General features: G+C 69.0%; 12 protein-coding genes. 7 read left to right on the plus strand and 5 right to left on the minus strand.

Annotated features, from left to right (window positions below; translation table 11 throughout):
* Nucleotides 1-479: 479 nt before the first annotated feature.
* The gene (locus KGQ19_RS21990; protein ID WP_212011096.1) at nucleotides 480-857 is read left to right on the plus strand and encodes a hypothetical protein; all 378 of its coding nucleotides are present in this window, start codon (nucleotides 480-482) and stop codon (nucleotides 855-857) included.
* Here the strand turns inward: KGQ19_RS21990 and KGQ19_RS21995 are convergent.
* Entirely contained in the window at nucleotides 854-1,507 is a 654-nt protein-coding gene (locus KGQ19_RS21995; protein ID WP_212011097.1) for a response regulator, read from the minus strand. The genes KGQ19_RS21990 and KGQ19_RS21995 overlap by 4 nt on opposite strands.
* Complete coding sequence (locus tag KGQ19_RS22000) at nucleotides 1,495-2,769, minus strand: sensor histidine kinase (protein WP_212011098.1); 1,275 nt, start codon at nucleotides 2,767-2,769, stop codon at nucleotides 1,495-1,497. Before KGQ19_RS22000 ends, KGQ19_RS21995 begins: the two co-directional genes overlap by 13 nt.
* A 175-nt stretch (nucleotides 2,770-2,944) precedes the next feature.
* On the opposite strand from KGQ19_RS22000, the gene KGQ19_RS22005 reads away from it, so the two are divergent.
* Entirely contained in the window at nucleotides 2,945-3,451 is a 507-nt protein-coding gene (locus tag KGQ19_RS22005) for a hypothetical protein (RefSeq protein WP_212011099.1), read from the plus strand.
* Between the two features lie 57 nt (nucleotides 3,452-3,508).
* Nucleotides 3,509-4,183 (plus strand): class I SAM-dependent methyltransferase, encoded by a 675-nt coding sequence (locus KGQ19_RS22010; protein ID WP_212011100.1) that lies wholly within the window; start codon nucleotides 3,509-3,511, stop codon nucleotides 4,181-4,183.
* Nucleotides 4,184-4,370: 187 nt separating this feature from the next.
* Here KGQ19_RS22010 and KGQ19_RS22015 read toward each other — a convergent pair whose 3' ends face one another.
* From KGQ19_RS22015 to KGQ19_RS51990, 3 genes are all read right to left on the minus strand, one after another.
* Nucleotides 4,371-5,375, minus strand: a complete 1,005-nt coding sequence (locus tag KGQ19_RS22015; protein ID WP_212011101.1) for a TolB family protein — start codon at nucleotides 5,373-5,375, stop codon at nucleotides 4,371-4,373.
* Nucleotides 5,372-6,772: an MFS transporter gene (locus tag KGQ19_RS22020; protein ID WP_413562887.1), complete on the minus strand. Its 1,401-nt coding sequence runs from the start codon at nucleotides 6,770-6,772 to the stop codon at nucleotides 5,372-5,374. Before KGQ19_RS22020 ends, KGQ19_RS22015 begins: the two co-directional genes overlap by 4 nt.
* Before the next feature lie 115 nt (nucleotides 6,773-6,887).
* Nucleotides 6,888-9,152: a chitosanase gene (locus KGQ19_RS51990; protein ID WP_212011103.1), complete on the minus strand. Its 2,265-nt coding sequence runs from the start codon at nucleotides 9,150-9,152 to the stop codon at nucleotides 6,888-6,890.
* 521 nt (nucleotides 9,153-9,673) lie between these two features.
* On the opposite strand from KGQ19_RS51990, the gene KGQ19_RS22030 reads away from it, so the two are divergent.
* The 4 genes from KGQ19_RS22030 to KGQ19_RS22045 all read left to right on the plus strand — a co-directional run bounded on the left by KGQ19_RS22030 (nucleotide 9,674) and on the right by KGQ19_RS22045 (nucleotide 14,344).
* A complete protein-coding gene (locus KGQ19_RS22030) occupies nucleotides 9,674-12,493 on the plus strand; it encodes a ricin-type beta-trefoil lectin domain protein (RefSeq protein WP_212011104.1) in 2,820 nt (939 codons plus the stop codon).
* Nucleotides 12,494-12,669: 176 nt separating this feature from the next.
* A complete protein-coding gene (locus KGQ19_RS22035; protein WP_212011105.1) occupies nucleotides 12,670-13,518 on the plus strand; it encodes a DMT family transporter in 849 nt (282 codons plus the stop codon).
* Nucleotides 13,519-13,601: 83 nt separating this feature from the next.
* Nucleotides 13,602-13,913, plus strand: a complete 312-nt coding sequence (locus KGQ19_RS22040; RefSeq protein ID WP_212011106.1) for a hypothetical protein — start codon at nucleotides 13,602-13,604, stop codon at nucleotides 13,911-13,913.
* Between the two features lie 8 nt (nucleotides 13,914-13,921).
* On the plus strand, nucleotides 13,922-14,344 hold the full coding sequence (locus KGQ19_RS22045; RefSeq protein WP_212011107.1) for a hypothetical protein: 423 nt from the start codon (nucleotides 13,922-13,924) through the stop codon (nucleotides 14,342-14,344).
* Nucleotides 14,345-14,382 lie beyond the last annotated feature (38 nt).

Consider the following 14,382-nt stretch of genomic DNA (forward strand, 5'->3'; position numbering starts at 1 on the left):
AACCCGACTTCGACAAGAGAGACGAGTAGCGTCTGGTACTCCAGCCTGGTTTCGGCCTCTGATCTCCTGCCAGCGATCGTGAGTAGCCTGACGAGGTGGAGAAGCGATGCTTATGTCAGGGTTCGTGGTTACCCTGGTGATGTGACTCAGACTGTCTGGCACGCTGGGTACCACATCGTCATCAACCTGTCGCTGGAAGACCTCGGACATCCTGACCGGCCGGGCCTGTGGGAAGAGATCTACAAGCCGGACGCGTCCCAGCCTCGCTTGTTGCGCTGCATGGCCATCGATGATGACGACGGCACCGAGTGCCCCGAGGCAATGTACATCCAGGTGCGAGACGGTCTCCGGATCGCCTCCCACCTGCGGTCGACGGGGGTGACGGTGGCCCTATCGGGTGGGAGATCCAGTTCTCGCACATCACCGGCCGCGCGACGATCAAACGCACCGTTACCGCCAAGGCCCACGGCATCACGCCCATGTGGACGGTCGACAACGATCGGTCGCAGGTCATCGATCGGGGGCCGTGGAACCGTCTGGACAAGATCACGGACTGGCGGCAGGTCGCCGGCAGACAACTGAACGTTCGAGGCGGTGTCCGTGCCTTGCGCATGGAACGCTGCCAAAAGGGTTTCGGGCCGTGCCCAGTGAAGAAGCGCGGGTCGTGTGGAGACTGGCACGGCGTTTGGCTCGCGGCCACAGGGGTGTATCTCGACAGCTTTGTGGCCGAGACCGCGGCAGGCGAGTACGTGCCGCTTTACCAACCCGCCACCACGCGCCGCCGCGGGAACTATATGTGGGTCACGCCGGTCGACAAGGCTGAGTTCCTTCAGGATCGAACTGAGGTTGGCACCTAGGCCCGCTCGCCGTCCAGGAACCTCAGGACGGCGAGTACCCGCCGGTGGTCGCCGCCGTCGCTGGAGGACAGGTCGAGTTTCGCGAAGATCCCGTTGATGTGCTTGGCGACCGCGCTCTCGCTGATCACCAGAAGCTCCGCGATCCCCGTGTTGGACCGGCCCTCGGCCATCAGGCCGAGCACCTCCCGCTCCCGGGCGGTGAGCCGGTCCAGCGAGGTGTCCTGCCGGCGCAGCAGCAACTGTGCCACCACCTCGGGATCCAGCGCCGTACCGCCGCCGGCCACCCGACGCAGCGACTCGAGGAAGCTCTCCACGTCCGCGACCCGGTCCTTGAGCAGGTAACCGATCGCCGAGGTCTGCTGGGACAGCAGGTCAGCGGCGTAACGCTCCTCCACGTACTGCGACAGCACCATGATGGCCACCTCGGGCCACTGCCGGCGCACCACCAAGGCCGCGCGCACCCCCTCGTCGGTGAACGTCGGCGGCATCCGCACGTCCGCGATCACCAGCTCCGGGCGGTGCTCCTCGACCGCGGCCAGCAGCCCGGCCGCGTCGTCAACCGCCCCGACCACCTCGAAGCCGGCGGTCTCCAGCACCTTGGTCAGCCCGGCGCGCAGCAGCACCGAGTCCTCGGCGATCACAGTTCGCACGGAAGCTCCACCTGAATCGTGGTCGGACCCCCGACCGGGCTGGAAAACTCGAACCCGCCGTCCACCGAGGCGGCGCGCTGGGCCAGGCCGTTGAGGCCCGAGCCACGGCCCGCGTCGGCGCCGCCGACACCGTCGTCGGTGACGGACACTTTGAGCAGCGGGCCGTCCAGCCACACGTCCACCCGGGCCTCGGCAGCCTGGGCGTGCTTGGCGATGTTGGCCAGGGCTTCGGAGACCGTGAAGTACGCGACCGCCTCGACCGTGGGCGAGACCCGCCGGGGCACGTCCACGGCCAGCCGCACCGGCACCGGGGAGCGGGCCGCGACGCCGGAGAGTGCAGCGTCCAGGCCGCGGTCCTCGAGCACCACCGGGTGCAGGCCGCGGACCAGGTGCCGCAGCTCGGCGAGCGTGTCCTTCGCCTCCTCGTGCGCCTCGGCCAGGGCGGCGCGGGCGTCCTCGGGCAGGTCGGTCAGGGTGGCCCGGGCCAGGCCCAGGTTCATCGCCAGCGAGACCAGCCGCTGCTGGGTGCCGTCGTGCAGGTCGCGCTCGATCCGGCGGCGCTCGGCGTCGGCCGCGTCCACCGTCGCGGCCCGGCTTTCCGTCAGGTCGGACACCCGCTGCGCCAACTGCTCCTCCCGGGTGGGGCCCAGCAGGTCGGCGGCGAGTTTCAGGTCCCAGCGGACCGAGGCCATGACCAGCCACGGAGCCAGGTAGACGAGGACCAGGCACACTGCGAACTGCACACCCGCCAAGGCGAACGACCCTTTCGCGGCGAAGTTACCGGCGACCGAGGCGAAGACCAGGGCGCCGAGCCAGGCGACCCCGGAGAGCACGCCTACCAGCTCCGCCGCCGGGCAGGCCACCAGGTGAAACAGGGCCTGCCGCCAGGTCCGCGGGGAACGGAACCGGTCGGCCAGGGCGGAACCGACGGCGGTCAGCCGACCAGGGTTCCGCGGGCCGCCGGAGGCGGACGGCAGCGGCGGCGGCTTGGGGATCCTGACGCCGCGGATCTCGAAGTACGTGGCCCGGCGCAGCGCGGTGAGCTGCGGGCTGAGCAGGACCACCACGGCCAGCGGGGCGAACACGCACACGAGCACCGAGGGCACATAGGCCGGGACGTAGAAGATCCAGGCCAGCACCATGATGCCCAGCGGCGGCAGGCTCAGCGCCGAGGACAGCACGACGAACCACAGGTCGCGCCAGGCACGCGCCTGCCAGGGAACGAGCAGGAACCGGCCGGTCGAGGCGAGGGCGGCGTTCATGGTTTCTACCGTATTCGAGCTGGTCGCCATCGTTCCATGGCGCGGGCTGCCGCCTCGGGGTGTACCTGGCACCACCCCCAAGACGGCAAGCCGCGCTACAGATTCGCGGGCCGCGGTGGCCGACAGTGGTGATCGTTGCCCGGCGCCGCGCCGGGCCGGGAGGAGACCAGAGGCCATGCTCGCCGTCACGGAACGGATCGACCGGACCGCCGGCCTCGCCCGGGCTGAGGCGGGCGCCGGCCGCACCGCCCCCGGCGCCCGCCGCGGCGCGCGCCCCGGCCACGGCCCCGGCAGCGGCCGCGGCCACCGGCTCGACGCCGCCTTCGTACTGGCCGGGCTGGCGATGATCCCCTGGGTCTTCTACCTCTCGTGCAGCCTGCCGGCCAGCGCCCGGGACGCGCACTGGGCGCTGGCCTGGGTCGGCCTGGACAGCTGCGAGGCGCTCGCCCTGTTCGCCACCGGCCGCTTCCTGGCCCGGCGGGACAACCGGTGCGCGCTGACCGCGACCGCCACCGCCGTGCTGGTGGTGGTGGACGCCTGGTTCGACCTCACCTCGGCGGCGCCGGGCGCGGACCTGGTGGCCGCGGCCGCGATGGCCGCGACTGCCGAGATACCGATCGCCGCGGTCTGCACCCTGCTCGCGCTGCGCGTGCTGCGCTCGCCGTTCCCCCAGGACCGCTGAGCCCCAGCCGCGTCGGCTTCCCCCGATTTCCTCGACACATCTAAGGACATAGAGACAATGGCGCACTTCGCCCGTCCCTCGCGCAAGACCGCCCTGGCCGCCGCCACCGGCGCCGCCGCGCTGGCCGCGGGCGCCTGGTGGTTCACCGACCGCGCGCCCTACCCCTACGCCCAGCGCCGCCTGCTGGACCTGCAGCTGCCCTTCCTCGGCCTGGCCGACCTGGACACGGTGCTCCGGCCGCGGCCGGGCGAGCGGATGTTGGAACTCGGGCCGGGCACCGGGCTGCAGGCGCTGCACGTGGCGCCGCAGCTCGGCCCGCAGGGGCGGCTGGACATCGTGGACGTGCAGCAGGAGATGCTGGACCACGTCATGCGGCGCGCGCAGGAGGATCGCGCGGAAGGTGACGGCCCGGGCGCGATCGTCCCGCACCTCGCGGACGCGCGCGAACTGCCGTTCGAGGAGGCCGAGTTCGACGCGGTCTACCTGGTGACCGCGCTCGGTGAGATACCGGAGCCCGAGCGGGTGCTCGCCGACGCAGCCCGGGTGCTCAAGCCCGGCGGGCGGCTGGTGGTGGGCGAGTTCTTCGACCGGCACTGGATCCCGTTCCAGCGCCTGCACCGCATGGCCGACTCCCAGGGCCTGCACCTGCTCGAACGCCGCGGCCCCAGCCTCGCCTACCTCGCCGCCTTCCGACCCTGCGCGACGGAGACGGCAGGGGCGGGGGCGGCCTGAGCCCGGGGGGCCTTCGACCACAACGCTGCTGGCCTTGTCGGCGCACTGTTCCGCCCTACGGGCGGGAACCGAACTTCACAGCGCCGGGACCGGCGGCCGGACTCCAGGCCCGGCCGCCGAGGCACTTTCAAAGGGCTGCCCGAGAGCAGCCCGATTCGGCGTGACCGTGTGTGTCCGACACCCGTCGTCAGGGTCCGGTGTCGGTGCCCAGGGGGGTCGGGGAGCTGGCGTCGGGGATGAGGATGCGTGGGGATCCTCCGCCATCGGCGGGGACGGCCCAGATGTCCCAGTCGCCGCCGGACTGGCGGGGGCGGCCGTACATGACCGTGTTGTTGTTGAGCCACGCCGCCTGGTCGTCGATGCTGTGCTCGTCCGCGAGCGGCGTTTCGACCATGGTGCGCAGGTCGAGGACGTAGAGGCGCCAGGGGCGGTTTGCGCTGGCGTTGACGCGTTTCTTGAAGACGATACGGGTGCCGTCCGGTGATAGGGAGGGGCATTCGACGTTCTCTCGCAGGGTCCGTGCGGTCCAGGCGCGGTAGTCGCCTTGAACGAGGTAGGTGCGGCCCGCGGTGCGCACGGTCGCGTAGAAGGTGTTGTCGTCCGCGGCGAAGGTGATGCCCCAATAGTTCACGTCCGCGGCCTGGTAGGGCTTGCCGTCCAGGGTGAGGGGGATGCTCTCGACGTTGTCGATGAGGCGGCCGGTTTTGGTGTCCAGGATGGCCGTGCGGGTGGAGAAGTCGTCGCTCAGGTAGGAGTCGCCCTGGACGAACATCGTCCAGGACACCATCCGGCCGCTGGCTGAGACGCGCGCGCGGTTGGGGAAGCCGGCGGTCTTGACTTGGCGGACCTGGTGCAGGGAGTGGTCCAGGACGGTGGCGTAGGTGGCGGGGAGTGCGCCTCCGCGCTGTAGGCAGATCGCGGTGTTGTTGGCGGCGTAGAAGCGGTCGCACAGTGTGCTGCTGACGGTCGGGGTGGCGTCGGGGTGGGCGCTGGGTACTGACGCGATGTGGCCGAAGTCGGGTCCTGGTGCGGTGTCGCGGAAGACGATCGTGTCGGCCGTTGCCAGATCGATGCTGCCGGTCGGGGACGTACCGGCTGCGGCATCGCGGGTGTTCACCGTGTATCCGACGATCGCGGTGGCGGCCATCAGGCCGGTGACCGTCAATATCAGCACTCGTGTGCGCGTGTTCATGTGTTGCTTTCCTTCGCTAGCGGGAGGATCCACAGGGCCGCGAGGATCGCGGCGGCCAAGGAGGTCACGGCCAGCGCGAGGGCCGCGTGTAGTCCCCATCGGTCCCAGGCCGCGCCGAAGAGCACCGAGGACGCCAGCAGGGCGACGGACTGGCCGGTCTGGATCAGGGCGATGCCGCTGGCGCGCAGGTGGACGGGCAGCATGGGGCCGACGGCGGCCATCAGGACGCCGTCGGTGGCGGCGTAGAACAAGCCGTGCAGCGCGAGTGTGGGCACCAGCAACACCACCCCGCCCACGGGTCCGAACAACATCAGGTAGGCGCACAGCAGGGCGACGTAGCCGCCGACGAATACCCGGATCCTGCCGACCCGGTCGGCGAGCTGCCCGAACGGGACCGCGAGCAGCAGGTAGCCGGCCGTCGTGCCGAGCGGCAGCAGGGGGAAGTACTCGGCGGAGATGTCAAGGCGTTGTTGCAGCAGTAGGTAGACGAAGGAATCGCTGAGCGCCACCACGCCCAGCAGCAGGGCGGCTATGCAGACCCGGCGGAACCGCGGCAGGAGCAGGAGCCGTAGCGCGGCGCCCAAGGAGACCGGGTTCCCCTGGTCCACCTTCTCGGTCCGGTCGCGCACCAACAAGGCCAGCATCACGACCGCGAACGACGCGATACAGAAGCTGGCGACGAAGACGGTGTCGTAGTGGTTCGGGGTCGCCAGAAGCAGCCCGAAAGCGGCCAGGGGACCCAGAAACGCCCCGACGGTGTCCAGGGCGCGGTGCACGCCGAACGAGCGGCCGAGCGTCTCCGGGGTGCTGCTCAGCGAGATCAGCGCGTCCCGGGGCCCGGTACGCAGTCCCTTGCCGGTGCGGTCCGCGGCGATGACGGCACCGAGCGCCGACACCGACGAGCCGGCGGCCAGCAGGCCCAGCTTGCAGACCGCGGACAGCGCGTAGCCGCTGCCGGCCACGAGCTTGCGGCGCTGCCACCGGTCGGCCGCGTGCCCGCCGGCCAGGCGTACAAGCGCGGTGATGCCGAAGTACAGACCGTTGAGCTCGCCGAACTGGAGCGGGCTCAGACCGAGAGTGAAGATCACATACATCGGCAGCACCGCTGTGATCATCTCCGAGGAGATGTCGGTGACCAGACTGACTGACCCCAACGCCAGCACGTTGGGGGCCACGGCGACCCGGGTCCGTCCCGGCACCGGCCGGGAGGCGGCATCGGCACGCGCCGGTGCCGCCTCTGCAATCTCCGCCGAGTCCGCCAAGTCCGCCAAGTCCGCCAACCCGGCAGAACTCGCAGAACCCGCAGGACCTGCAGAACCGGCAGGACTCGCAGAGTTCGCCGAAGCGACTGAGACGGCCGGAGCAGGGGGATTCCGGCGCGTCGACGAGATGTACATGTCCGTCCTCTCAGACCGGCTACCCCGAGTGGGGGCTGCCGGCCGGCACACCGGAACGGTGCGCCGACCGGCAGGGAGTGGCGGGCCGGTTCCGCCGCCCGATGGGGAGACGGCGTCAGTCGGCGATGGTGTACGTGTCGCCGTCGGTCTGCCAGGACAGCGGCGCGTTCAGGTTCAGGTTGCCCTTGTCGAGGAAGACCTGCTGTTCGGTGGCGACACGACTGGTGTCGTCGGGTGTGGCCTCGGCGAGCATCGCTGCCTTGCGGGCGTTGAGGAAGGCCTTGATATACGTCGCCTCGTCACCGCCTTGCGCGGGCGTGCGGGCCTGCTTCATGGCCGCGGCGCGGATCGCGGCGAAGCTGACCGGATCGGTTCCGGAGCCGTGCCTGACGATCGCGTCGAAGTAGGCGAACTGTCCCAGCGCGTGCAGGCCGTCGGCCTTGGCCTGGGTGACCGCGGGGTTGAAGTACTCCCGGTCCAGTTCGTCGTTCTGGGCCTGCTGGAACGCCGGGTCCAAAGCGGCGGTGTGCCAGGCGGAGGTGAAGTCCGGGTCCAGCCCGCGGTGCGAGCTGCTGCCGTTCACCGCGCGCAGCGCCGGCAGGTACCCGGCCAGCGCGTTGTGCGGAACCCGCTGGGTGTAGAGGTTCACCAGGTCGAGCAGGTCGCCGGAACCGGAGCTGAATCCGGCGATCCCCGCGGTGTAGCCGCGGCCGTCGCTGATGTCCTCGATGTACGCGTACTGCGCCTTCCAGTCCAGCGAGGAGTTCTGCGCGCTGGAGACCAGTTCCATCGCCGCTTCCTTCTTGCGCGGGTCGGTCAGGTCGCTGGTGGAGCTGCTCGGCGGGATCGGCGAGGCGTAGGTCGGGCCGGTCACCTGCGGAGTCGCCGGGAGGTTCGGCGCCGGGTTTGCCAGGCCCGCCGGGTTCGCCGGCGGGGCGGCCAGGGCAGACGCCGGGCCGTATATCGCGAACTCATAGAGCGAGTAGCCGTAGGAGGTGCCGCGCTTGGTGCCGTACATGCGCACGTAGCGGCCGTGTCCGTTGACGGTCAGGTCCTCGGTCCCGCCGTGGCCGCTGGTCGTGGAGTAGACGGTCGTCCAGGTCTTGTCGTCGTCAGAGGTCTGGATGGTGTAGGCCTTGCCGTACGCGGCCTCCCAGGTCAGCTTGACCTGGTTGATCGCCGTGCTGCTGCCCAGATCGACGGAGATCCACTGCGGATCCGAACCCTCCTTGCTGCCCCACCGGGTCGTCGCGTCACCGTCGACCGCGTTGGCCGCCGACAGCGACGAGCTCTCCGTGGAGGACGCGGTGGCCGGCCGCCCCAGCGCGAGGTCGGTGCCGCCGGCCGGAGGCGAGGTCGAGGAGGTCGGGGGCGAGCTCGGAGAGGTCGGCGTGGTGCTGCCGCCCTGGTCCCAGATTCCGGAGAGGTCGGATGCCGTGGCCGCGCTGCCCAGCGCCGGCAGGCCGTAGTCGTCTTCCAGCGTGCGCAGGAGCGAGTAGTGGTTGTAGTGGGTGCCGCTGCTGGCGCCCGGCTTCACGTGGGCGCCGACGACCATGGTGGCTATCTGGTTGTCGGTGTCGTCGCCGTCGTTCTCGTCCCAGGTCACGATCAGCAGGCTGTTGTGCGTCTTGGCCCACTGGGCGTAGCCGTCGATGTGGTCGTGCAGCCAGGTGTCGCCGGCCTTGACCGTCCCGTCGTGCATGTCGTCGTCGAGGTTCGGCGTCACGAACGACACGGTGGGCAGCTTGCTGAAGTCCGTCGGGAACTTGCTGAAGCGCAGATTCGAGCTGGCCGGGATGTCGGCGAAGTCGGCCCAGCTGTTGTGCTTGCGGGCGTACCCGCCACTGCCGTCGTCGCCGCAGTCCTTCGAGCCGTCGGCGGGCAGGCTCTCGGAGTAGCCGACGAACGTGTGGCCGTTGGTCAGCAACTGGTTGCCGAGGTTGTCGGCGTTGAAGTTGTACGGACAGTCGTCGGAGTCGACCCCGTGCAGGGACCCGGAGAACAGCGCCACATAGTTGCCCTGGCTCGGGTGCGTCGTACCGTGGAAGTTCGTGAACGACGCACCCTGCTTGATCAGGGAATTGATGTACGGGGCGTTGCTGCTGCCGACGATGTCGTCGTAGTACTTGTTCTCCTCGGTGACCAGCACGACGTGGTCGTACACGGGCAGACCCGTGGCCGAGACCGACGCCGACGCCGACGACGGCCGGGCGGCGGCGGTCGACGCCACGCCGAGCGTGACCAGCACCAAGGCCGACCCGGCGGCGATGACGGCGCGCCGCTTCTTCGTGGACAGCAGGGTGTCCGCGGCGGACGAGGCGTCCGCGGCCGACGGTGGACGGGTGCGCCTGGGGCGCGAGAAGGCTTGCCGAAGTCGCATTTCGGTCTCCTTGAGGGCCGCAGCCCCCGATGCGATGGGGAAACGGCCGGCGCGCAGCACGCATCGCCGCAAGCGCTGTCCGCAATGAGAAGGCGGCATACGGCCGCAGGCAGCCGGGTCAGATTCCCTCTGAGCGTGTCCGGTTCGGAACTTCCACGCCAAGCCACTGACGAGAATACATACATACTCTGATAGGTGCTTGTCAATCGTTCCGCCGAAACGATTTTCAGCCCCGCACCGAGTCCTCCTCAGACTCTTGACGCTGCTCAGACATGCTGGTATCCCTGTGGTTAGGGAGGTTTACCAGAAGTCGTGGAAGCGTGACCATGAGGCGGCACCGGGACGGATCGCGCGTTGAGGTTCGAAAACTCCCATAGCTTCTTTCTCCGTATCCTGCGAACGGAGGGCGGCGCCGTAGGTCAGGAGTGCGCGGCCCACGCCGACACAGTCCTTGACGTGCGCCCCGGTGCTGCGGTGGGAGGCCGGGGCGGAGACGCCGGGGTGTCTGCGAAGAAGGGAAGATGATGACTTCGGTGCTTCCTCGAAGATTGCGCAGCCATGCCGCCCTTGTGCTGCTGGTGGCGCTGCTCGCCTCCTTGTGTTCTGTGATCGGGGCGCCGGCGGCTCCGGCGGCCACTCCTGGTGCGGCTGCCGCGGCGACCACGATCGCGGTCAACGGTGCGGGTACCGGACGTACCTTCGACGGGATCGGCGCGATCAGCGGCGGCGGGGGCAACTCGCGGTTGCTCATCGACTATCCGCCGGCTCAGCGTCAGCAGATTCTCGACTACCTGTTCGAGCCCGGATATGGTGCCGATCTGCAGATCCTCAAGGTTGAGATCGGGGGTGACACCAACTCCACCGATGGGGCCGAGCCGTCGATCGAGCACACCGCCGGCAACGTGCAGTGCGGGACCGGCTATGAGTTCTGGCTCATGCAGCAGGCCAAGGCCCTGAATCCGAACATCAAGCTGTATGGGCTGGCCTGGGGTGCGCCGGGTTGGATCGGCGGCGGCGACTTCTGGTCCACCGACACCATCAACTACCTGGTGTCGTGGCTCGGCTGTGCCAAGGCGGACGGTCTGACGATCGACTATCTCGGCGGCTGGAATGAGCGCGGCTACAACATCGCCTGGTATGAGCAGCTGCGCTCGACGTTGAACGCGGACGGCTACTCGGGGGTGCAGATCGTCGGCGCGGACTCGGACTGGTCGGTGGCCAACGACATCGACGCCGACCCCGCCTTCGCCAACGCGGTGCAGGTCATCGGATCGCACTATCCGTGTCAGGGTGATGGCGGCCCGGCCTTGTCGTGCTCGACCACCAGCCAGGCGACGTCTTCGGGCAAGCCGCTGTGGGCCTCGGAGAACGGGTCGCAGGACATGGATACCGGCGCGCCGGCGTTGATCCGCTCCATCGTCCGCGGTTACACCGACGCCCGCATGACGGCGTACCTCAACTGGCCGCTGATCGCCGCGATCACCCCGAATCTGCCGTATCCGACGGACGGGATGATGACGGCGGGCCAGCCCTGGTCGGGCAACTACTCGGTCGGGGAAAGCGCCTGGGCCACCGCGCAGGTCACCCAGTTCACCGAGCCCGGCTGGCAGTTCCTCGACTCCGGCTCGGGGTACCTGGGCGGCGCTGAGGGCAACGGCGCCTACGTCTCGTTGAAGTCCACCAACGGCAGCGACTACTCCACCGTCATCGAGACCACGACGGCGACCGCGGCCCAGACCGTGAACGTCAACGTGTCCGGCGGCCTGTCGAACGGCACCGTGCACGTCTGGAGCACAGACGTCAACGCGCCGAGTCCGGCGACCGCGCTGATCCACAGCCAGGACATCACGCCGGCCAACGGCTCCTACTCGCTGACCGTCCAGCCGGGGTACATCTACACCCTGACCACCACCACCGGCCAGGGCAAGGGCACGGCGGTCAGCCCCGCCCCGGCGACGCTCGGCCTGCCGTACAACGACTCCTACGACCAGGACGCGACCGGCAGCGAGCCGCAGTACTTGCAGACGATGCAGGGCGCGTACCAGGTCGAGCCGTGCCTGGGCGGCCGCTCGGGGCAGTGCGTCCAGCAGCTGGCCCCCACCACGCCGATCGAGTGGCAGAGCGACTCCGACGCGTACGGCTTGATCGGTGACACGACCTGGTCGAACTACACGGTCTCCTCCGACGTGTACCTGAACCAGGCCGGTACCGCCGAGCTGTTCGGTCGGGCGAACAAGCAGGACAGGCCGCAGTCCGATCAGGCGGCCTACCTGTTCCGGGTCTCGGATTCCGGGGCGTGGTCGATCGACCGGAGCGATGCGGTCGGGTCCATCACGACGCTCGCGTCGGGCACCGTGAGCGCGCTGGGTACGGGCCGCTGGCACACCATCGCGTTGAACATGTGGGGCACCGCGCTCACCGCCTCGATCGACGGGACCACTGTCGGCTCCGCCTCGGACGGCACCTACCAGACCGGTCAGGCCGGGCTCGGCGTCGTGGGCTACCAGACCGACCAGTTCGACAACCTCGCCGTCAACCCGCTGCCCGGCGGCTACGGCACCTACGGCACAGGCCCGGCCACCTCCGGTCTGGCCGGGTTGTGCCTGGACAACGCGAACGGCTCGATCTCCAACGGCAACAAGGTCGACATCGGCACCTGCGACAACTCCACCGGCCAGCGGTGGACGCCGTCGAACGGCATCATGAAGACCAACAGCGACATGTGCCTGGACGTCGTCGGCTCCGGTTCCACGGCGAACGGAAGCCTGGTCGACGTGTGGTTCTGCAACGGCGGCCCGAACCAGATCTGGATACCGCAGGCGAACGGTGAGCTGCTCAACCCGCAGTCCGGCCGGTGCCTGGACGACCCGGCGCTGAGCACGACGCCGGGTACCCAGCTCGACATCTGGGACTGCAACGACGGCGCGAACCAGAGGTGGGCGCTGCCCCCGATCGTCGGACCGGTCACCACCGGCGTCGACGCCCTCTGCCTCGACGACGCCAACGACGTCACGACCGACGGCAACAAGGTCGACATCTACGGCTGCAACGACACCAACGCGCAGCGCTGGCAGCAGGTCGGGTCCGCGCTGATGAACAACGGCAAGTGTCTGGACGTCACCGGCTCGGGCGCCACCGCCAACGGCACCCCGGTCGAGCTGTACACCTGCAACAACGGCGCCAACCAGGTCTGGACGCCCCAGGCCGACGGTGAGCTGCTCAACCCGCAGTCCGGCCGATGCCTGGACGACCCGGGATTCAGCACGACGCCGGGAACCCAGCTCCAGATATACGACTGCAACGACGGCGCCAATCAGCAGTGGGCGCTGCCCGCCGCCTGAGGCATCACGAACGCCGTCACCTGACCCGTCTGCTCTCCGCTCGCCATCCGGCTGCGGGAGCGGACGGGTTCATGCTCTATCAGCTACCGCGTCGCCGTAGGGTCACCTTCCATTGACATCAAGACATTGGCGTGTCCTGTATCGGCCTCGCGCGGGCAACCGCCATGCTTTGACATATGTCTATTGCGGTGGCGGTGACGGCTGCGCTCCTGGCCGCCGTGGCCTTTGCCGTCGCGGCTGTGATCCAGCAGGCTGCCGCTTCGGATGTGCCGGCGTCGGAGTCGTTGCGGCCGGGGTTGTTCCTCTCGCTGGTGCGTCGTCCGGCGTGGGTCGCGGGGGCCGCGCTCGATGTCGCCTCGTTCGGGATCCAGGGGGTGGCGCTGGCGTTCGGGCCGTTGGTGTTGGTGATGCCGCTGGCTTCGACCGACTTGTTGTTCGCGCTGCCGTTGCTGGCGTGGCGGCGGGGGCAGCGGCTGAATCGGGCAGAGGTGGTGGGGGCGGCTTGTACGGCCGGTGGGATGGCCGCGTTCCTGGTGGCGTTGCCGTCCACGGCCGGGGCCGGGCTGCCGGGGTTGGCCGATTGGGTGCCGGCGCTGATCGGGGTCGCGGCGGTGGTGGCCGGGTTGCTAGCGGTGGGGATCCGGATGTCCGGCAATGTGCGGACGGCGCTGTACGCGGCGGCGGCCGGGGCGTTGTTGGCGCTGCTCGACGCGGTGACGAAGAGTGTGGCGGATCTGTTCCGTCATGATGGGCTGGGTGCGTTGGGGCACTGGGAGCCCTATGCGTTGATCGTCATCGGGTGCACCGGGCTGATCCTCGTCCAGAGCTCCTACCAGGCCGGATCGCTGGCGGTCAGCCTGCCGATCATCGACACCGTCGAGCCGGTGGGGTCGGTGGTGATGGGGGCTGTGGTGTTCGAGGAGCCGTTGGCGACGTCGTGGGCGTTGGTCGGGCAGGTCGCGGCCGGGATGCTCGCGGTCGTCGGGATCGTGATCCTCAGCAGGTCACCGCTGGTGCGGGAATAGCGTCGTCGGCGGGGGTCGGGAGGGTTATCGTGGTGCGGTCGCCAGTGGGGTCGGATGGAAGGCTGTCGGTGCAGGGGTGTCGCTTGACGATCCGGATAGCGGGAAACACGCAGATACCCGCGCTGGCCGCGATCAGGGCGAAGGGGTACGAGCTCGAATACGCGGCCTTCGCTGAAGGTGGAGATGTCGGCAATTGTGCTTACGAGTACAATGCCATCCAGGGCGATCGTTTGTTCAGTGCGACCAATCCCGAAGAGCTCCTGGGATTGATAGCCATGTGGGAAACGCGTGGTGACGACTGGAAGGCGACTGCCGGGGATTTCGCTTTCGCGGACGAGCTGATAGACAACGGGCTTGTCTACGATGACGAGGGAAACGTCATCGATGGGGAGTAGGGGTCGGCGTGACATCGGACATTGACGATCTGGTCCGGCAGGTCCAGCTCCCGGACGACTACGAACAGGCCTCCGAAGCGCTCATCGAGCTGGTGAGCCTGGATCCGGACACCGGTGCGCGGGTGGCGTTGAAGGTTCTCCAGGACGGCATCGGCGACGTGTTCCTGCGGGGATTCGCCTTCGACCTGCTGTACCGGGCCCATCAGGCGGCGGCCGTCGACCTCATCGAGCAGAGTGCGCGTACGTGCGAACCGCACGTCTTCGCCGAGATGCTGACGGAGGTCGCGGCGGACGAGGCGCTGGCGGCGGAGTCGGATGAGGTGCGGCGAGCCGTCTCGGCCCTGCGGTCGGCGCTCAAGGCTCGAACGCCCGGCGACCTGGAGGAGATCAGCGGCAGCGTCGACATGTTCTTCGAGGCTTACGGACGCTGAACGGTTTGATAGGCGCCGCCTAAGCCGCGAGACTCTGC

Origin of the sequence: Catenulispora pinistramenti, assembly GCF_018274385.1 — a bacterium.
GTDB classification, from domain to species: Bacteria; Actinomycetota; Actinomycetes; order Streptomycetales; family Catenulisporaceae; genus Catenulispora; species Catenulispora pinistramenti.